This window comes from Sorangium sp. So ce363 (assembly GCF_051520435.1).
Taxonomy (GTDB): Bacteria; Myxococcota_A; Polyangia; order Polyangiales; family Polyangiaceae; genus Sorangium; species Sorangium cellulosum_B.
Map to the genome: position 1 here is coordinate 8,303,048 of NZ_CP150333.1, position 16,952 is coordinate 8,319,999.

Below are 16,952 nucleotides of genomic sequence, written 5' to 3' on the forward strand. Positions count from 1 at the left end.
CTCGGCGACGAGCCGCGGCTAGATCCTCGCACGTTCGAGGATCTTGCTTCGCAGGTCCGGGTCGTCGTTGCTGAGTCCATCGACGAGAGCATCGGCCGGGGATTGCCCCCTGGCGATGAGCGCGCTGAGCCGATCGAGGTGGACGCGCTCGTCCTTGCCGTTCTTGTTCAGGCGCGCGCGCCGCTCGAGGCCGCCCGAGGCGATCGAGACGAGCCGCTCGGCCAGCGCCGCGAGCGGCTTGCCGCGGAACGTGGCGCGGAGCGCGCGCTCGGCGATCTTCGGGCGCACGGCCTCGAGCTCGTCGAACCTGAAGCTCTCGGACAGGGCGTCGGCCTCGTCGAGCGCGCGCGCGTCGTAGAGGATGCCCGCCCAGAGCGCCGGGAGCGCGCAGACGAGGTTGGCCGGCAGCGAGTCTGCGCCGCGGACCTCGAGGGTCCGCTTCAGCCTGACCTCCGGGAAGAGGGTGTTGAGGTGCATCTCCCAGTCGCCGCGGGTGGCCCGGTGCCCCTCGAAGCCGTGCTTCAGGAAGTCGCGGAAGGTCTGCCCCGTGTTCTCGATCACCTCGCCGTCGCGCTTGAAGAGGAACATCGGCGCGTCGACCGCCCACGCGACGTAGTCCGAGAAGCGGCGCCCGCGCTCGAGCACGTCGCGGATCAGCCCCTGCCGCGCGGCGTCGACGTCGAGCCAGACCTTGGCGCGGTAGCTCCGCCCGCCGAACAGCGCCCCCTCGTAGAACGGGGAGTTGGCGAAGATCGCCGTCACGAGCGGGGAGAGCCGGAGCGACACGCGGAGCGCGCGCATCGCCGCCTCCTCGCTGGCGTAGTCGAAGTTCGCCTGCACGGTGGCGGTGCGGCGCATCATGTCGAGGCCGTGCGCGCCGCGCGTCGGCAGGTAGCGCCGCATGATCGCGTAGCGCGCCTTGGGCACCCAGGAGAGATCGGCTTGCGACGCGAAGGGGTGGAACCCGATGCCGAGCCAGGTCAGCTTGAGCTCGGCGGAGATGTCGCGCAGCTCCGCGAGGTGCCCGCTCATCTCCATACAGATCTGGTGGATGTTCTCGAGGGGTGCTCCGGACAGCTCGAGCTGCCCGCCTGGCTCGAGGGTCACCGAGGCGCCAGCCCGGGCGAGCGCGATCAGCGGACCACCGAGGGTCTCGTGCTCGGGTGTCCACCCGTGCCGCTCGACGAGCGCCTGAAGGATGTTGAGGACGCTCCGCTCGCCCTCGTACGGGATGGCAGCGCCTGTCCTGGCATCGACACCGAACTTCTCCGCCTCGGCGCCGATCCGGTGAAGGGCCTCGGGCTTCGTGGCTTCGTGGAAGGGAAACAGCAGATCGTCAAACGTCTCCAACGGTTGAGACTTCGACTCACTCCCGTGGCTTGCATCGGCCATCATCACGTTTCCGGTTGGGTTTCGTTCTCGCTTAGAGCGCGCGCCTGAGAAGGGGCGCGCGCTGCGTCGTACGGAGCATCTTCGCGAGCGCGCCCAGGTGCGCCAGCGTTGTCCCCGTCCCTCCCCCGAGCATTCGCGCGCCCGCCTCGATGAGCCGCGCCGCCGACGCCGCCCAAGCATCGCAGATCTCGGCGGGCGCGATGCGGTCGGCACCGTCCGCCTGCACAGATTCCGCGCCGAGCAGCACGCCGACCTGAACCTCATGCGCGACGCCCTCGAGGCGCCGGAGCACGTTGAGCCCGAGCTCGACCGACGGCACCTCGAAGAGCAACGCGTCCGCGCCGCTGTCGAGGGCTGAGCGGGCGACCTCCTCGAAGCCCTCGCCATCGGCGGTGCGCCCGGCGCCGTCGAGCTCCACGAGCGCCCACGTCGCCAGCTGCGTCGTGCTGGCGCTGACCACCGCCGCGCGGCGCGCGAGCCGCGCGACCGTGGGGCCGACGCACGCTGCCTGGGCTGGATCGAAGCCGCACGCGACGAGGATCTCGCAGCCGGCCGCCGCCAGCCTCGCCGCATGGACGGCGTAATCCTCCGCGATCCGGTCGGCCATGGGCGCGGCAGCAGTGTGGCCCAGGATACCCGCCACCGCCACGCGGCGCGCGGCCGCGCCCGCCGCCTCTGTAGCGAGCTCGACCGCGGTTCCGGTCAGCGCGGCGGCGCGGAACGCCATGCCGATGGGCGCCAGGGCGCGCGTCGTCGTCGCGGACGTGAGCGCCCGGACCACGTCGATCCCCAGCGCGATCTCCTGCTCGTGCAGCTCAGCGATCGCCCGCGGCGACTCGCGGAGCAGCCGGCCGAGGGCGGTGTTGGAGGACACCGCGGTGCCTCGTCCACGGAGCGAAGCGAGCGGATCGCCGCTGATGATGAGCGGACGACCTACGGGAGGCCGAGAGGTGGAGGCCTCGAGCGCATTCACGTCCTTCGCTGCTTTCCAGGGCTCCTCTACCACCGGTCTATAAGGGGAAACTAGCCCAAGACGGCCCTTCCGCGTCGCGAAATGGTGCAGGCCAGCGGGCTGGAGCACAGCGTTCCACGCAGCGGAGTCGGGGACAACCTGACGGACGCGCACCGGCGCTCGGCGCGGCGCCGGGGAGGAACGGGGGATCGGCCGTCATGAGGGGCTCCGCTTTGCCATGAGCCGTCATGTGGCCGGGAGGCGCCGGCCCCCTACCCCTCGGCCCCGGCGCGCGACGAACTTCCGGTCGAAGAGCCGCACCCGGCGGACGAACAGATCGAGCAGGAACACGACCATCGCAGCGTAGATGAACTGCTGCCAGAGCTCCTCGTGGAACGTCACCTTCTCCCCTGCCGGGTCGAAGATGGCCGCCACGCCGTTCGGATCGACCGCCCCGCCGGTCGACGTCGCGGCTTTCTCGAGGATCGCGAGCTCGGGCTCGAAGCTCGCGTACTCGCGCGGGTACGGGTTCGAGACGTGGCCGTAGCTGACGGCGACGGGCCGGAGCGAGCCGTCCTCGGCCTCGCGCAGGTGCTCCGCCCGCAAGAGGAACGAGCCGTACCGATCCAGCGCAAGCGCCGTCTCGTAGCGCCCCGGCGCGGTCTGACGCATGTCGACGACCCGCGTCGCGCCGCCTGGCTCGGGCCCGATGAGGGTGAGCCGGGAGGTCAGGTTGTTCTCGAACCGGTCGTCGGCCCCGAACGCGTCGACGGACGCGCGCAGCTCGCCGTCGACGATCTCGGCCTTCATGTCGAGCTCGCGCCGGTGCTTCTGGCGCATGTGCTCATGGACGAGCTGTCCCCAGAATTTTTCGAAGCCTGGCCACCTCAGCCACTCGACGGCCCAGCGCGCCTTGACGTCGGTCGTCCAGGCCAGCGTCCACCCGAGGCCGACGCGCCAGCGCGCGAGGATCGGCTCCTCGGTGTCGCTCGTGAGCAGCTCCTGGGCTGGCGCCGGCTTCAGCTTGGTCGAGACGTAGCCGTGCAGGTTGGGCGCCGTGCGGACGTCGACGCCGCGGAGGAACGCCGCGTCGCCGACCTGGGTCACCGGAAACCACTCCTCGACGGCGGCGGCGCGCGCCACCATCTCGGTCTCCTTGGTGAAGATCCGCGGCAGGTTGTTCGGATCCGGGACCGCGTGGAAGCGCCCCCCGCCCACGTCGGCGATCATCTTGAGCAGCTGCTCGTCGAGGTCGTTCCCGAGCCCCACGGTGGTCACGGTGATCGACTCGGCGATCATGGCGGACACGAGGTCCCGTATGCCGCCCGTCGACGCCTTGCCGTCCGTGAGCAGGATGACGTGCTTCTTGCGCGCCTGCGTGACGGTCATGTCCTGGTAGGCGGCGTCGAGCGCGGAGAAGATCTCGGTCCCGCCGCCCGGCTGGATGCGCGCGATCTCGCCCGCGATCCGCGAGCGGTTGCGCGCGGGCTGCATCTTCACGTAGCGCGTCGGCGCCGAGTCGAACGCGATCACCTCGATCAGATCGTCCGACGACAGCACCCCCGCGGTCGCCTTCGCCGCGGCCTTGGCCATCTCGAGGGGCAGCCCGGTCATCGATCCCGAGCGATCCATGACGAGCGCCATCGCGACGCTCGGCATGTCCTTCTTTCGCTCGTTGTCCATCCGAACGGGCAGGATCCGCTCGATGGTGGTGCGGTACCAACCACCGAGGCCGTACCCCGACTCGCCACCGGCGAAGAGGAACCCCCCGCCGAGATCCCGCACGTAGCTCTCGATGATCTCCTGCCCCTGCAGGCTGAGCGCTTCCTTCGGGGTGTCGGACACGATCAGGAAGTCGTAGCGCTCCATCTCCTTGAGGGAGCCGGGGAATCCTGCCGGCGGCCTGACGTCGACGTCGAACTGCTGCGCGGTGAGCGCGCTCGAGAGCGGGCCGGCGTGCTGCGGCGTCCCCTCGACGTAGAGCACCGACGGGCGCCCTGGCACGTCGATGGTGGTCGCGTACCGGTTGTTCTCCTTGAACTTGTCGTCCGCGATCTGGTCGAGCTCGAGCGCGTAGGTCACCTGCCCCGCGATGCGCACGACGCTCTTGAACACGACGTCGTTCGGCCCTGCCTTGAGCTCGAGGTCCCGGATGCCCTCGAGGCCGTTCAGCGCCTCCCCCTGAAAGAGCCGCGCGCGCGCCTTGGTGGCGCGGCTGGCGTAGATGTCGGCGTGGATCTCGAACGTCTCCCCGACCTTGACCCGGTCGGGCATCCTGAGCTCTCGCACCGCGACCTCGGGCGGCGCGGGCCGCCGGTACGGGATGGAGAACAGCCGCACCCCGACGTCGCGCGCCCGGTTGGCCTCGGCGAGCACGTCGCCGTCCGTCTGCACGCCGTCCGACATCAGCACGGCGCGCTTGAGGTAGCCGGGCGGATACAGCCCGTACGCGAGCTGCAGCGCGGCCTGGAGGTTCGAGCCCGCGCCGAGATCGCCGCGCTGTCCGTTCGCGTCGACGTGGCGGCCGATGGGCGGCGCGCGCCGCTCCTCCTCGCGACCGGCCGCCTCGCCGGCCGCGCGCTCGGCGAGCCGCGGCCGCCGCGCGAAGGTGATCACCTTGATGACGCCGTCCTCGGGCTTCTCGGCGAACGCCTTGTCGAGCGTCGCTCGCGCGTCGTCGAGCGCCTCGTCCGTGACCGACTCGGAGACGTCGATGAGGTAGATGGTGGCGACCTTCTCCGTGGTCGCGGACCTCGCGAGCCGCGACAGCCCGAGCGCGATCAGCGCGACGAACGCGACCCGCAGCAGCACCGAGAGCACGCGCTGCGGCAGGGGAAGGTCGGCGAGGGATCCCGCGAGCACCCCGACGAACCAGGGCGCGAGCAGGATCGCGCCGAGCATCTTCGGGTTGAGGAGCTCGTACTTCACCCCCTCGCGCACCCACGTCAGCGTCGGATCCGGGTGCAGGAGGACATACCTCCGGTACGCCCAGAACAGGATCCCGCCGAGGGCGACGCATGTGATGGCCCACGCGGCGATGCGCAGCCTCCGACCACGGAACGCGCTCACACCGTCACCCTCCTGTGGTACGTGAACCACTCGATCGCGGTCACGAGGAGCACCGCCGCGAGCAGGTAGACCCAGAGCTCACGGCGAACGCCGATCTTGAACTCGCTCACCGCGCCCGCGCCGCGGCCGTCAACCTTGAGCTCGACGGCCGGGGCGATCGCGCTCTCCTCCGGGGCCGAGAGGTTCGCGGCGAACATGCTCTCCTCCTGCGCGCCCGCGGCGCCGACGCGCAGCGTGTAGAAGCCGGCGTGCTGCCCGAGGAACACGGCGCGCCCCTCCTGGATGGGGACCGCGCGCGTCGTCCCGTCGGGCTGCTCCAGGCTGGCCACCTCCGCGGACGAGGACGCCGGGATGTGCCAGACGGAGCCCGTGCGGAACGAGGAGATGTAGCTCGTGTCCTCCTCGACGAAGTTGTTGATCGCGTTGAGCAGGAAGAGCGGCCAGGCGATGCGGAGCGGGAAATCGCTCTCGCGCACGTCGAAGCCGAGCGCGACGAATTTCACGCCGCTGCGCCGCCCCTCGAGCAGCAGCGGACCCTTGTAGCTCCGGCCGACGACCCTGTCTTCCTTGTTGCCCTTGAGCACGTGCGCGCGCGCGACGTTCACGTCGCTGAGCGCCGTGTAGCGCAGGAGCGGGTGCTTCGCGTCGAGCTCGTCGAAGCCCAGGCGGTAGTTCGGGTCGTCATCGAGGACCTCCTTGCCCACCTCGAACGGGACGCTGGTCCCGGTCGGGTTGAGGTAGAGCAGGCTCCCGCTCCCCGGCGCGACGCTCGGCGCCACGCCGTCGAAGATGGTCACGTCGAACGACGAGGCCGCCGGGTACCGCTGCGGATCGACGAAGGTCACATCGAGGTACTCGTCGAGGAGCAGCGCCGCTTCGAGGAACATGTTCCCCGCAGAGACGACCTGCACGCGCGCGCGGCGCCGCTCGGGGAGGAGCGCGTAGGCGCGGTTGTCCGCGGGGAGGTCGTCCGAGCTGCCGTCGGCCAGCGCGAGCTTCGCCTCGAGCGTCTTCGACGCGCCGGAGAGGTTCGGGTAGAAGCGGGGCAGCTTCTCCTTGGGCTTGAGCCGGATGCGCGTCAGATCCGTGAGCTGGCCGTCGCCGAGCAGCGACAGCTCGAGATCGAGGGGCTCGTCGCTCGTGTTGGTGACCGCGAGCATCACCTCATAGCGGCTCTTGTCGAGCGGGTAACGCCGCACCGAGAACTCGGTGATGGCGGCGTTCCTCGATCCCTTGCCGATCGGCAGGTACGAGAGCTTGATGTCGCCGAGGCGCACCTGTCCGCCGGCGTCGGTCGGCTCGCCGAGCGCGCCGTCGCTCACGACGATGACCTCCGGCGATGGGAGCCCGCTCAGGGTGTCGCTCGCGAAGCGGAGCGCGCGCGCGAAGTCGGCGGTGGCGTCGGTCGGCCTCACCGCCGCGACGGCCGCCTCGAGCTCCGAGATCTCTCCGGTGAGCGTCGACAGGGGCGTGATGGCCGCGTCCATCTGGGCCAGCAGCATGCGATCGCTGCCGGAGAGGCCGCGGACCATCTTCCTGACCTCTTCCTTCGCGAGCTCGAGGCGCGAGGGCGCGACGTCGATGGCCTGCATGCTCGCGCTCGCGTCGATGAGGACGACGATGTTGCGCCCCTCGACGAGGTTCGCCTGAGGGCGCGGATCCCCCAGCGCGAGCAGGAGCAGCGCGAGGAGCGCGAGCTGCAGCAGCAGCGACAGGAGCCGCTTCAGCTGGGAGAACAGGCTCGTCGCCTCCTTGTCCCGGAGGATGCGCTCCCAGATCCTCGAGAAGGGGACCGCGACGGGCCGCCGGCGCAGCTTGAGGATGTAGAAGAAGACGACGACGGCCCCGCCGAGGGCGCCGATCTGGAGCAGTGTCTGCAGCGGAACGCCGGTGAAGTGCAGCATCGCTACCGGAGGAAGCCGCCTCTGCGGAACACGCGAAGGATCAGCTCATCGAAGGGGACGGACACGTCCGCGCGGAAGTAGCTCACCTGCCGCGACGTGCAGAAGCGGCGGATCTCGTCGAGGTACTGCTCGTAGGCCTCGGCGTAGCGCTCGAGCACCTTGGGGGTCACCGTGACCTCGCGCTCGTCGCCAGTCTCGCAGTCGTAGACGCGCACGTCCCCGCGCAGCGCGGGCCTGGCCTCGCGCGCGTCGACGACATGGAGCACGAACGGCTCGAACCGGTTGTACCGGAGGACGTTGATGCCGCGCTCGAAGCCCGCCGGATCATAGAGATCGCTGAGGATCACGGCGAGGCCGCGCCGCTTGTGCTGCGCCACGAAGGTCTTCATCGCCTCGCCGAGGTCGGTCGGGCCCTCGGCGCGCGCCTGCCCGAGGAAGCGGAAGATCCTGAAGATGCGAGCCTTGCCGCGGGTCGACTGCATGCGCCCGCTGATCTCGTCGGTCGCGGTGACGATCGCGATGCGGTCAAGGTTGGCGAGCCCCACGTACGCCAGCGCCGCAGCGAGGCGCTTTGCGTGCCGCAGCTTCTCGCCGTCGCCGAACGCCATCGACGCCGAGGTGTCGACGATGAAGTAGATCGAGAGGTCTTCCTCCTCCTCGTAGAGCCGGATGAGGAGCCGGTCGAAGCGCTGGTACGCGGCCCAGTCGAGGTACCGGAAATCGTCGCCGGGCGCGTAGTCGCGATGGTCGGCGAACTCGACCCCGGAGCCGGTCTTCTTGGTCCGCCGCTCCGCGCGCATAGCCCCCGAGAAGACGCGGCGGCTCACCATCGCGAGGTAGTCGAGCTTGCGCTGGAACTCGTCGTCGAAGAGCTCCTCGTCGGGGGCGCTCGCGGAGAGCGCGGAGATGCGGCGCAGCGGCGCGGCGGCCCTCTTGAACGCGTCGAAGAGCCCCATGCTACCTTCGACGGCGCCTCATTTGCTCTCCGGAAGGTGCTTGAGGATCGCCTGCAGCACCTCGTCGGTCTTCACGCCCTCCGCCTCGCCCTCGAAGTTGAGCAGCACGCGGTGCCGGAGGGCGGGGAGCGCGCACGCGCGCACGTCGTCGACCGACGCCGCGAACCGCCCCTCGAAGAGGGCGCGGATCTTCGCGGCGAGCAGCAGCGCCTGCGCCCCGCGCGGCGACCCGCCGAACTTCACGAACCGCTTCACCTCGTCGAGGCTGCCTCCCTCGGCGGGGTGGGTGGCCTGGAGGAGCCGCACCGCGTAGTCCTGGACGTGCTTCGCCACGGGCACCTCGCGGACGAGCCGCTGCATGGCGATGATCCGCTCCTTGTTCAGGACCGGCCGCACCTCGATCGCGTCGGTGCCGGTCGTCCGCTCGAGGATCGAGTTCAGCTCGTCGCGGCTGGGGAACGGCACGTGCAGCTTGAAGAAGAACCGATCGAGCTGCGCCTCGGGCAGCGGGTACGTCCCCTCGCTCTCGAGGGGGTTCTGCGTCGCCAGGACGAAGAACGGCTCTTCCAGCGTGTAGCTCTGCCGCGAGACCGTGACCCGGTGCTCCTGCATGGCCTCGAGGAGCGCGCTCTGCGTCTTCGGCGTGGCCCGGTTGATCTCGTCGGCGAGGACGATGTTCGCGAAGATCGGCCCCTTGCGGAACGAGAACGACCGCTGCCCGCCCGCGTTCTCATCGATGACCGTGGTGCCGATGATGTCCGCGGGCATCATGTCGGGCGTGAACTGGATGCGCGAGAACTGGAGGTCGAGCGCCTCGGCCATGGTGCGGACGAGCATCGTCTTGCCGAGCCCCGGCACGCCCTCGAGCAGCGCGTGCGAGCCCGCGAGCATGCACGTGAGCACGCCGTCGACCACCTCGCGGTTGCCGACGATGACCTTCCCCACCTCCTCGCGCAGCTGTCCGATGCTCGCGCGGAACTCGTCCACCTCGGCCCGCGCTGCTTCCTTCGTCTTCTCGGCCATGACTTCCTGCTTCGCGCCCGCTGTCGCGGAGCGCCTGTAGAGGCGCGGTCGCGTTCGAGCCGCCGGCTCGACTCACTCGCGCGGCCTGATGAGCTGGAAATACCGGTTCACGTAGAACCGGTATCCATCAGGGATCTGATCCTTGTTGATCTGCTGCTCTGCGACCGTGTGATAGTCGGTGAAGACCTTCTTGTAGCCGGTCCCCTTGAAGCCCCGCTCGGCCGCGCTGAGGATCACCTCGCTGTTCGAGGGCCCTTGCTGCGTGTCGAGCCCCTGCGCCTGGACGTCCTGGGTCCCCATCTTCGGGTCGGTGCGCTTGCCCGCGACCTCGCCGCCGCGGCCGGAGCCGACGCCGTCACCCCCGGGCTGGTTGCCGCCGTTGCTGTTGCCCTGGCCGCTCCCCGGCCCCTCCTGCCCCTGCCCCTGCCCGCCGCCGGGCATCAGGATCTTCTTGCCGCCGGGCCCGATCACCAGCTCCTGCCCCTGGCCTTGCCCGCCCTTGCCCTGACCGCCCTGGCCTTGCTGGCCCTCCTGCCCTTCCTGCTCGCCGTCGCCCTGCCCCTGCTGCTCCTCACCGCCGCCCTGGCTGCCGCGCGCGCGCTTTCCGAAGCGGAGCATCCTGGCCATCCGCTGCTTGCCCCCCTGCCCTTGCTGACGCACGAGCTCCCGGAGCTCCTCTAGCCGCTGGCGCAGCTCTTCCTTCTCCTGCTCGGACATCTTCTCCTGCTGCATCCGGTTGATGTCCTCGGCCGCCTGCTCGAGATCGTCCGCTGACATCCCGAGGTCGCGCATCAGATCCTCGGCGGCCTTGGCGAGCTCGCGATCGAGCCGGTCGAGCTGGCGCCCGGTCCGCTCCTTCTGCTCGGCCTCGCGGTCGAGCCGCTCCAGCTCCCGCTCCTTCTTCTTGAGCAGCCTCTCCTGCTCGGATCTCTGCTGATCGTTCGCGGAGGCCTTCTGCTTCTGCTTGAGGAGCTGCTCGCGCGCCTCGGCGCGCTTCTCGTTGATCGCGGCGAGGACCTCCTTGCGGCGCGACGCCGCCTCGGCGAGCGCCTTGCGCAGCCGCTCGATCTCGGCCTTGTCGAGCTTCTGCTTCTTGTCGCGGAGCTTCTCGGCGAGCTCCTTCAGGTCCTTCTTCGCCTTCTCGAGATCCTTCTTCTCGAGGGACTCCCCCACGCCCTTCGCCAGGTCGCTCTTCTTGAGGTCGAGCCCCGTCTCCTTCAGCGCCTCTTCGAGCGCCTTCAGGTCGGCCTCCGCGCCCTTGAGGAGCTCTCGCTCGAGCGCCTCCATGCGGCGGAACGCCTCGGTGCGATCGAGGCGCTTGTTGGCGATATCCTCGATGAGCTGGTTGAACCGCTCGACCGCGGACTTCATCTCCGGGCTCTGGTCCTGCCGATCGAGCGCCTTCGCCGCGTCCTTGAAGAGCTCGATGTCGTCGGGCGACATGGTGAGCGCGTCGATGGTCGCCGCGACGGGCGCTTGCTTCCGCGGGGTGCGCACCTCCAGCAGCGCCACCGCGAGCACGCCGAGGCCCACCGCGGCGGAGGTCCAGAGCTCGCGAGGGAGCGCGAGCGGCGCGGCGCCAGCGGGGCGCAGCCCTGCGGCGTGCTCGCAGGCGTCGTCGATCGCCGCCTCCATCAGGGGGGTGCGCTGCGCTGCGGGCAGCGCGTCGAAGGCGAGCGCGATCGTCAGCCGGTCGTGGAGGCCGTGGTGCCGATCGAGGGCGATGGTGCCGGCGCGGGGAGGCAAGCGGCGCAGCATCGCCACGACGAGGGTGGCCAGCACGAGCAGCCCCGCGCCGAGGAGGAGCTGGCGCGCGCGCGGCTCGCCGAGGTACGCCGGGAGCGCCTTGTGCACCGCGAGCGTCCCGGCGGCGAGCGCGAGCGCGAGGGTCAGCGCGCTCGGCAGCGCGCGCAGCGCGCGCCCGAACCGCAGCCTCAGCTCAACCGCGAGCGCGGCGCTGCGAATGCGGTCCAGTTGCTTCGTGCGAGAGTCGCTCACGGTGCTCAGCGCTCCGGGCGCCCCCCGCGGGGGCCCTCGAAGGGGAAACGTCGCAGCATTGTACCTGCTGACGGGTCAGGCGCCCGAAAGTTCCTGGGAGGCTCCGCGCGACGTACGTAGGAGGCTCCGCGCGACGTACGAGGGAATGACGCGCGGCGAGCCCTGATGATTCCCGTGCAGGGCAGCCTCTGCGCTCAGCGCGCCGCCGGCATGGATGCACGTTGCCGGTGGTGGGTGGGGGTCTTCCCTCGGGGCGCTGATCGGACGGCTCTTCTGCGCCCGGCTCGGCGGCGGCACGCGTACGTTGCGTGGGAACGAGGTGACGGGCCACTGCGCACGGCGCCCGCCTCGGATTGGATCACTTCATCGACTTCTTCTTGGACGCCGCCTTCGTGGCGGCCGGCTTCTTCGCCGCGACCGGCTTCTTCGCCGCCTTGGCGGCCGGCTTCTTCACCGCTGCCGGCTTCTTCGCCGCCTTGGCGGCCGGCTTCTTCGCCGCGACCGGCTTCTTCGCCGCCTTGGCGGCCGGCTTCTTCGCCGCTGCCGGCTTCTTCGCCGCCTTGGCGGCCGGCTTCTTTGCCACAGCCGGCTTCTTCGCCGCCCTGGTGGCCGGCTTCTTCGTCACGGCCGAGCGCTTCGCAGCCGCCCTGCTCGCCATGGCACCGTTTGCCGCCGACTTCTTCGCCCCCGTCGCCCGCTCTCTGGAAGATGGCTGCGCCGCGGCTTCACGCTCCTCGCCAACCGCGCTCGTCGTAGCCCTGGCGCCGTTCGCATCAGGAACCTGCTTCGCATAACGCGCGAGCGTCTCGCGCACCCGCGCGTCCAGATCCGTGAAATCGAACGGCTTGTTCAACCAGGCGTCCGCGGCGAAGAGCGGCGAGGTCATCTCGTTCAGGTTCTCGCCGATCCCGGTGAGCATGATGACGCCGGTGCTCGCGAACGGACGTCCGTCGGACGTGTCGCTCTTCAGCCGCTTGCAGATCTCCCAGCCGCTCATGCCGGGCATCATCACGTCCAGGATCACCAGATCCGGCCGGTGCTCACGCGCGAGCTCCCAGGCGGCATCGCCCTCGGAAGCCTCGATCACAGAGAACCCTAGGTTCCTCAGGTGACGCGCAACGAGGCTCAACATCGCCGGTTCGTCTTCGGCCACCAGCACACGGGGCGGCATCGTGCTCGCGGAAGGCATCGTGGATGCGGATGAGAGTACGTGCGCGCGAACCGGTCAAGAGAGAACGAGAGCGCGCGGCCGCGGCGAGCGCTCCGCGCCGGGCTCCCGAGCGACCCCGAGCGCCCGGGAGGATGCGCTCACGCGGCGCGCGCGAGGGCGATCTTTTCCGTCTGCCCCGCCGCATAGAAGCGTCGCAGCGCCGCGAGCAGCTCGGCATGACGCCCGTGGCGGGCAAACTCGGCCTCGAGTCGGCCCGCGAACCGCGCCGCCAGATCGTTCGCGATCCGGTAGCGATCGCCGGTCTCCGTGCCCGGTGGATCCATGAAGGTGACCCGCTCGAAGAGATGGGCGCGGATCCGCGCGGCGCGCTCGGGCTCGAAGCGCCCCGCCCCCGGTGGGGCCGCCTCGTGGCGGCGCCGGAGCGGCGGACCTGGCGGCTCGACCTCGTCAGCCAGATCGCCATAGACAAGCAGCACGTATTTGTCGACCTCGGCCTGGAGCTCGAGCTCGAGCTGGGTCGCCGGCAGCTCCCTGCGGGCCCGCTCGGCCACATAGAGGAAGTGGCTCACGCCCTCGACGATCTGGCAGATCTCGTCGAACGTCCGCTCTCGCCCCCGCGTGATCGCCCGGCGGGGCAGGTGCAGCGCGATCTCGATATCCCCGTCGGCGTGCCGGATCAGCAGCGCTTCGCGTGCGCTGCCGTCCGTCAACCGGATGAAATCGTCGACCGCGGGCGCGTCATCGAGCGCATAGGTGCGCGCCAGGTGCTGCTGGATCCGGGACGGGAAGGTCGCCCCCCGCATCAGTTGAGCCCGCCCGTACCACGGCTCGGCACGAGCCCTCGTGCCCCGAGCTCATCCGCGAGGCGGCTCGATCCCGTACGAACCCAGCGCTCGTACAGCCGGAGCACCGAGCGCTCGTCCCGAGCTCCCGACGCGAGCGTACCGTCGGCCACATCGTTCAGGACGCTCACGAACCGCTCGAATTTCTCGGCCATCTCCGAAAGAACATCGGGGCCCTGGCCGACGCGCGCATTGAGGCGCAGCATAGCGGCCGCATGGTGGTAGGCGGTGGACCCGACCCCGACCACGTAGCCGCGATCGACCCCCTTGAGCTCGATGTGGCCGCCGAAGAAACCGACCACGTAGAGGACGCTGTCTCCCAGGTTACGCAGCCGCTGGAAACGCTCGGCTCCGGAGGCTTCCAGCGCGTCGCGCAGAAGAAAGGTCAGGGGCTGGTTGAAGGCAGACTCGGCATGCTCGTCCGGGTGAGCAAAAGCACAGAGCAGACCGACGAGGTAACTCGACGCCGCCTCGGTGGCAGCGACGTTCCGAACTCGGAGCGCCTCGTCCACAACCTCCTGGAAATAGCGGGTCATGCTCGGGGACAGAGAGATCGCTTGGCTCACAGCGGCACCTCACTTATGCGGGTGCCCTGGATACCGACGTAACCCGGGCCACCGCGCGCTCAGGTCAACCAGACACGTCCTGGCGGCCTCCCTCGGGCTGGAGACCGTGAGGGCATCGCGTCACTGTGCTGCCGCAGCTTTGCCCTCATAAGCGCATTTTAGCCGAGAGGCTCCGCCGAGCCCAGCCTTGAGCCGCGCGCCTTCCCCTGCGATCTCCAGGACTTACAGCCACCTCTGCGCCTGGCTGCCAGCGCGCAAAGTGCCGCCTGGGGCCACTCTTGACACCCTCCAGGGGGTGGCTATCTTCCGCGCGCTCGCTAGCACTCGCCACAGGTGAGTGCTAGCAAAGTGCCCAGACTGCAATCGTAGGGGGCCTTCCGGCGCGCTCCGTCGCGCCGGCTGGGTCTCGCCGTTCGTGGGACGCGGCGCTCGTCCCCGGAGGACTTGCAAAGATGAAGATTCGACCGCTCCAGGACCGCGTGATCGTTCAGCGCGTGAAGGAAGAAGAGAAGACCAAGGGAGGTCTCTACATTCCGGACACCGCGAAAGAGAAGCCGATCGAGGGGACCGTCGTCGCCGTCGGCAACGGCAAGGTCGCCGAGGACGGTACCGTGCGGAAGCTCGACGTCAAGGAGGGCGATCGCGTCCTCTTCGGCAAGTACTCGGGCACCGAGGTCAAGATCGACGGCGAGGAGCACCTCATCCTCCGCGAGGACGACATCCTCGGCGTGATCGAGAAGTGACGCGGGCGACAGAAGGAACTTAGGAGAGACACCATGGCAGCCAAGGAAATCATCTACAACGAGTCCGCCCGCAGCATGATCCTCGCGGGGGTCAACGCCCTCGCCGACGCGGTCAAGGTCACCCTCGGCCCGAAGGGGCGCAACGTCGTCATCGAGAAGAGCTTCGGCTCGCCGACGGTCACCAAGGACGGCGTGACGGTCGCCAAGGAGATCGAGCTCGAGAACCGCTTCGAGAACATGGGCGCCCAGATGGTCCGCGAGGTCGCCTCGAAGACGAGCGACATCGCCGGCGACGGGACGACCACCGCGACGGTGCTCGCCCAGGCGATCTACCGCGAGGGCTCCAAGCTCGTCGCGGCCGGGCACAACCCGATGGAGATCAAGCGCGGCATCGACAAGGCGGTCGAGGCGATCGTGGCGCACCTCCACAGCTCGGCCAAGCAGACGAAGGACGCGAAGGAGATCGCGCAGGTCGGCACGATCAGCGCGAACGGCGACGAGACGATCGGCAAGCTCCTCGCCGACGCCATGGAGAAGGTCGGCAAGGAGGGCGTGATCACGGTCGAGGAGGCCAAGAGCGCCGACACGACCCTCGACGTGGTCGAGGGCATGCAGTTCGACCGCGGCTACCTCTCCCCGTACTTCGTGACCGATCCCGAGGCCATGAAGGCGAACCTCGAGGACTGCTACATCCTCATCTCGGAGAAGAAGATCTCCAACATGAAGGACCTGCTCCCGGTGCTCGAGGCGATCGCCAAGAGCCAGAAGCAGCTCCTCATCATCGCCGAGGACGTCGAGGGCGAGGCGCTCGCGACCCTCGTCGTGAACAAGCTCCGCGGCACGCTGCACTGCGCGGCCGTCAAGGCGCCGGGCTTCGGTGATCGCCGCAAGGAGATGCTGAAGGACATCGCCACCCTGACGGACGGCCAGGTGATCGCGGAGGAGCTCGGCCTCAAGCTCGAGAACGTCACGATCAGCGATCTCGGCCGCGCCAAGACCGTCATCATCGACAAGGACAACACCACGATCGTCGGCGGCCAGGGCAAGAAGGACAAGATCAAGGCCCGGCAGCAGGAGATCCGCGCTCAGATCGAGAACACGACGAGCGACTACGACCGCGAGAAGCTCCAGGAGCGGCTCGCGAAGCTCGTGGGCGGCGTCGCGGTCGTCAAGGTCGGCGCTGCGACCGAGACCGAGATGAAGGAGAAGAAGGCCCGCGTCGAGGACGCGCTCCACGCGACCCGCGCGGCCGTCGAGGAGGGCATCGTCCCGGGCGGCGGCGTGGCGCTCATCCGCGCGCAGAGCTCGCTCGAGAAGCTCAAGGTCAACGACGAGCAGCGGTTCGGCGTGAACATCATCCGCCGCGCCATCGAGGAGCCCCTCCGCCAGATCTCGGCCAACGCCGGGGAAGAGGGCTCGATCGTCGTGCAGAAGGTGCGCGACGGCAAGGACTCGTACGGCTACAACGCCGCGTCGGGCGACTACGGCAACCTGCTCGAGATGGGCGTCATCGATCCGGTCAAGGTCGTCCGGTCGGCGCTCCAGAACGCGGCCAGCGTCGCCAGCCTGATGCTCACCACCGAGGCGCTCATCGCTGAGCGGCCGAAGGAGGAGAAGGCGGCGGCTGGTGGCGGCCACGCGGGCCACGGCCACGACTTCTGATCGCGACGCGCCGCGCTGACCGCTAAGCCCGGCGGGCGAGGGCCGGCTTCCTCCTCAGGAAGTCGGCCCTTCGCCATTTCGACTTCCGGCGAGCCGCGGCGCATGATCTGATCCGGCGCAGGTTCGCGATGAGCACCCTGACTACCGAGCGCCTGGCGCTCACCCCGGTCTCGCTGTCCCTGCTCGAGGCGGTCATCCGCGGAGATCGCGCCGAGGCCGAGGCCCTGTCCGGCGCGCGCTTCCCTGGCGCCTGGCCCGGGCGCGCGCTCGTCGAGCGCGCCTTCAGCTCGCCGCTCGACCGGCTGCGCGACGATCCAGAGGCGTTCCTGTGGGGCACGCGGCTGATGGTGACGCGCGGGCAGGAGGAGCGCGTCGTCGTCGGCAGCGTGGTGCTGAACGGCCGGCCCGACGCGACCGGCACGGTGGAGATCGGCTACGGCGTCGAGGGCAAGTCCCAGGGCCAAGGCTACGCGACGGAGGGGTCGCGCGCCGTCCTGCACTGGACGCTGCAGCAGCCGGGCGTGAGGCGCGTCATCGCGACCACGCCGGCCTGGCACCGCGCGTCGCTCCGGGTGATCGAGAAGCTCGGGATGCGCCCTGCTGGAACGCTCGATCACGACCTCCTGGGCGAGCTCCTCGTCTTCGAGCGCTACCCCGAGTAGCGCGCTTCCGTC

At 69.6% G+C, this 16,952-nt stretch carries 13 protein-coding genes; 3 read left to right on the forward strand and 10 right to left on the reverse strand.

Features of this window, described 5'->3' with window-relative positions:
• Positions 1–18: 18 nt before the first annotated feature.
• The 10 genes from WMF12_RS31120 to WMF12_RS31165 all read right to left on the reverse strand — a co-directional run bounded on the left by WMF12_RS31120 (position 19) and on the right by WMF12_RS31165 (position 13,873).
• Positions 19–1,350: a glutamate--cysteine ligase gene (locus WMF12_RS31120; protein WP_437851223.1), complete on the reverse strand. Its 1,332-nt coding sequence runs from the start codon at positions 1,348–1,350 to the stop codon at positions 19–21.
• Between the two features lie 73 nt (positions 1,351–1,423).
• The gene (locus WMF12_RS31125) at positions 1,424–2,266 is read right to left on the reverse strand and encodes a homocysteine S-methyltransferase family protein (protein ID WP_437851225.1); all 843 of its coding nucleotides are present in this window, start codon (positions 2,264–2,266) and stop codon (positions 1,424–1,426) included.
• Between the two features lie 324 nt (positions 2,267–2,590).
• A complete protein-coding gene (locus WMF12_RS31130; protein WP_437851227.1) occupies positions 2,591–5,413 on the reverse strand; it encodes a VWA domain-containing protein in 2,823 nt (940 codons plus the stop codon).
• Positions 5,410–7,317, reverse strand: coding sequence for a vWA domain-containing protein (locus tag WMF12_RS31135; RefSeq protein WP_437851229.1), 1,908 nt, complete (start codon positions 7,315–7,317; stop codon positions 5,410–5,412). The genes WMF12_RS31130 and WMF12_RS31135 overlap by 4 nt, the downstream gene beginning before the upstream one ends.
• A gap of 2 nt (positions 7,318–7,319) precedes the next feature.
• Positions 7,320–8,273: a DUF58 domain-containing protein gene (locus tag WMF12_RS31140; RefSeq protein WP_437542928.1), complete on the reverse strand. Its 954-nt coding sequence runs from the start codon at positions 8,271–8,273 to the stop codon at positions 7,320–7,322.
• 18 nt (positions 8,274–8,291) lie between these two features.
• Positions 8,292–9,296, reverse strand: a complete 1,005-nt coding sequence (locus WMF12_RS31145; protein WP_437740297.1) for an AAA family ATPase — start codon at positions 9,294–9,296, stop codon at positions 8,292–8,294.
• A 72-nt stretch (positions 9,297–9,368) separates the two neighbouring features.
• Complete coding sequence (locus WMF12_RS31150) at positions 9,369–11,294, reverse strand: hypothetical protein (protein WP_437851231.1); 1,926 nt, start codon at positions 11,292–11,294, stop codon at positions 9,369–9,371.
• 358 nt (positions 11,295–11,652) lie between these two features.
• Positions 11,653–12,483, reverse strand: a complete 831-nt coding sequence (locus WMF12_RS31155; RefSeq protein WP_437851233.1) for a response regulator transcription factor — start codon at positions 12,481–12,483, stop codon at positions 11,653–11,655.
• Positions 12,484–12,602: 119 nt separating this feature from the next.
• Entirely contained in the window at positions 12,603–13,268 is a 666-nt protein-coding gene (locus WMF12_RS31160; protein ID WP_437851235.1) for a hypothetical protein, read from the reverse strand.
• Positions 13,268–13,873: a hypothetical protein gene (locus WMF12_RS31165; RefSeq protein WP_437765560.1), complete on the reverse strand. Its 606-nt coding sequence runs from the start codon at positions 13,871–13,873 to the stop codon at positions 13,268–13,270. Before WMF12_RS31165 ends, WMF12_RS31160 begins: the two co-directional genes overlap by 1 nt.
• A gap of 452 nt (positions 13,874–14,325) precedes the next feature.
• Here WMF12_RS31165 and groES point away from each other — a divergent pair, with 452 nt between their 5' ends.
• The 3 genes from groES (at position 14,326) to WMF12_RS31180 (ending at position 16,940) form a co-directional block, all read left to right on the forward strand.
• Positions 14,326–14,616, forward strand: a complete 291-nt coding sequence (gene groES, locus WMF12_RS31170; RefSeq protein WP_012238539.1) for a co-chaperone GroES — start codon at positions 14,326–14,328, stop codon at positions 14,614–14,616.
• A 33-nt stretch (positions 14,617–14,649) separates the two neighbouring features.
• Positions 14,650–16,278: a chaperonin GroEL gene (gene groL / locus WMF12_RS31175; protein ID WP_437740301.1), complete on the forward strand. Its 1,629-nt coding sequence runs from the start codon at positions 14,650–14,652 to the stop codon at positions 16,276–16,278.
• A gap of 128 nt (positions 16,279–16,406) precedes the next feature.
• Positions 16,407–16,940: a GNAT family N-acetyltransferase gene (locus tag WMF12_RS31180; RefSeq protein WP_437740302.1), complete on the forward strand. Its 534-nt coding sequence runs from the start codon at positions 16,407–16,409 to the stop codon at positions 16,938–16,940.
• The last annotated feature ends 12 nt before the right edge of the window (positions 16,941–16,952 follow it).

Bases quoted from the DNA above. Each gene is read 5' to 3' on its own strand.
- WMF12_RS31135 (WP_437851229.1), bottom strand. From the start codon at position 7,317: ATGCTGCACTTCACCGGCGTTCCGCTGCAGACACTGCTCCAGATCGGC.
- WMF12_RS31140 (WP_437542928.1), bottom strand. From the start codon at position 8,273: ATGGGGCTCTTCGACGCGTTCAAGAGGGCCGCCGCGCCGCTGCGCCGC.
- WMF12_RS31145 (WP_437740297.1), bottom strand. From the start codon at position 9,296: ATGGCCGAGAAGACGAAGGAAGCAGCGCGGGCCGAGGTGGACGAGTTC.
- WMF12_RS31155 (WP_437851233.1), bottom strand. From the start codon at position 12,483: ATGCCTTCCGCGAGCACGATGCCGCCCCGTGTGCTGGTGGCCGAAGAC.
- WMF12_RS31160 (WP_437851235.1), bottom strand. From the start codon at position 13,268: ATGCGGGGGGCGACCTTCCCGTCCCGGATCCAGCAGCACCTGGCGCGC.
- groES (WP_012238539.1), top strand. From the start codon at position 14,326: ATGAAGATTCGACCGCTCCAGGACCGCGTGATCGTTCAGCGCGTGAAG.
- groL (WP_437740301.1), top strand. From the start codon at position 14,650: ATGGCAGCCAAGGAAATCATCTACAACGAGTCCGCCCGCAGCATGATC.
- WMF12_RS31180 (WP_437740302.1), top strand. From the start codon at position 16,407: ATGAGCACCCTGACTACCGAGCGCCTGGCGCTCACCCCGGTCTCGCTG.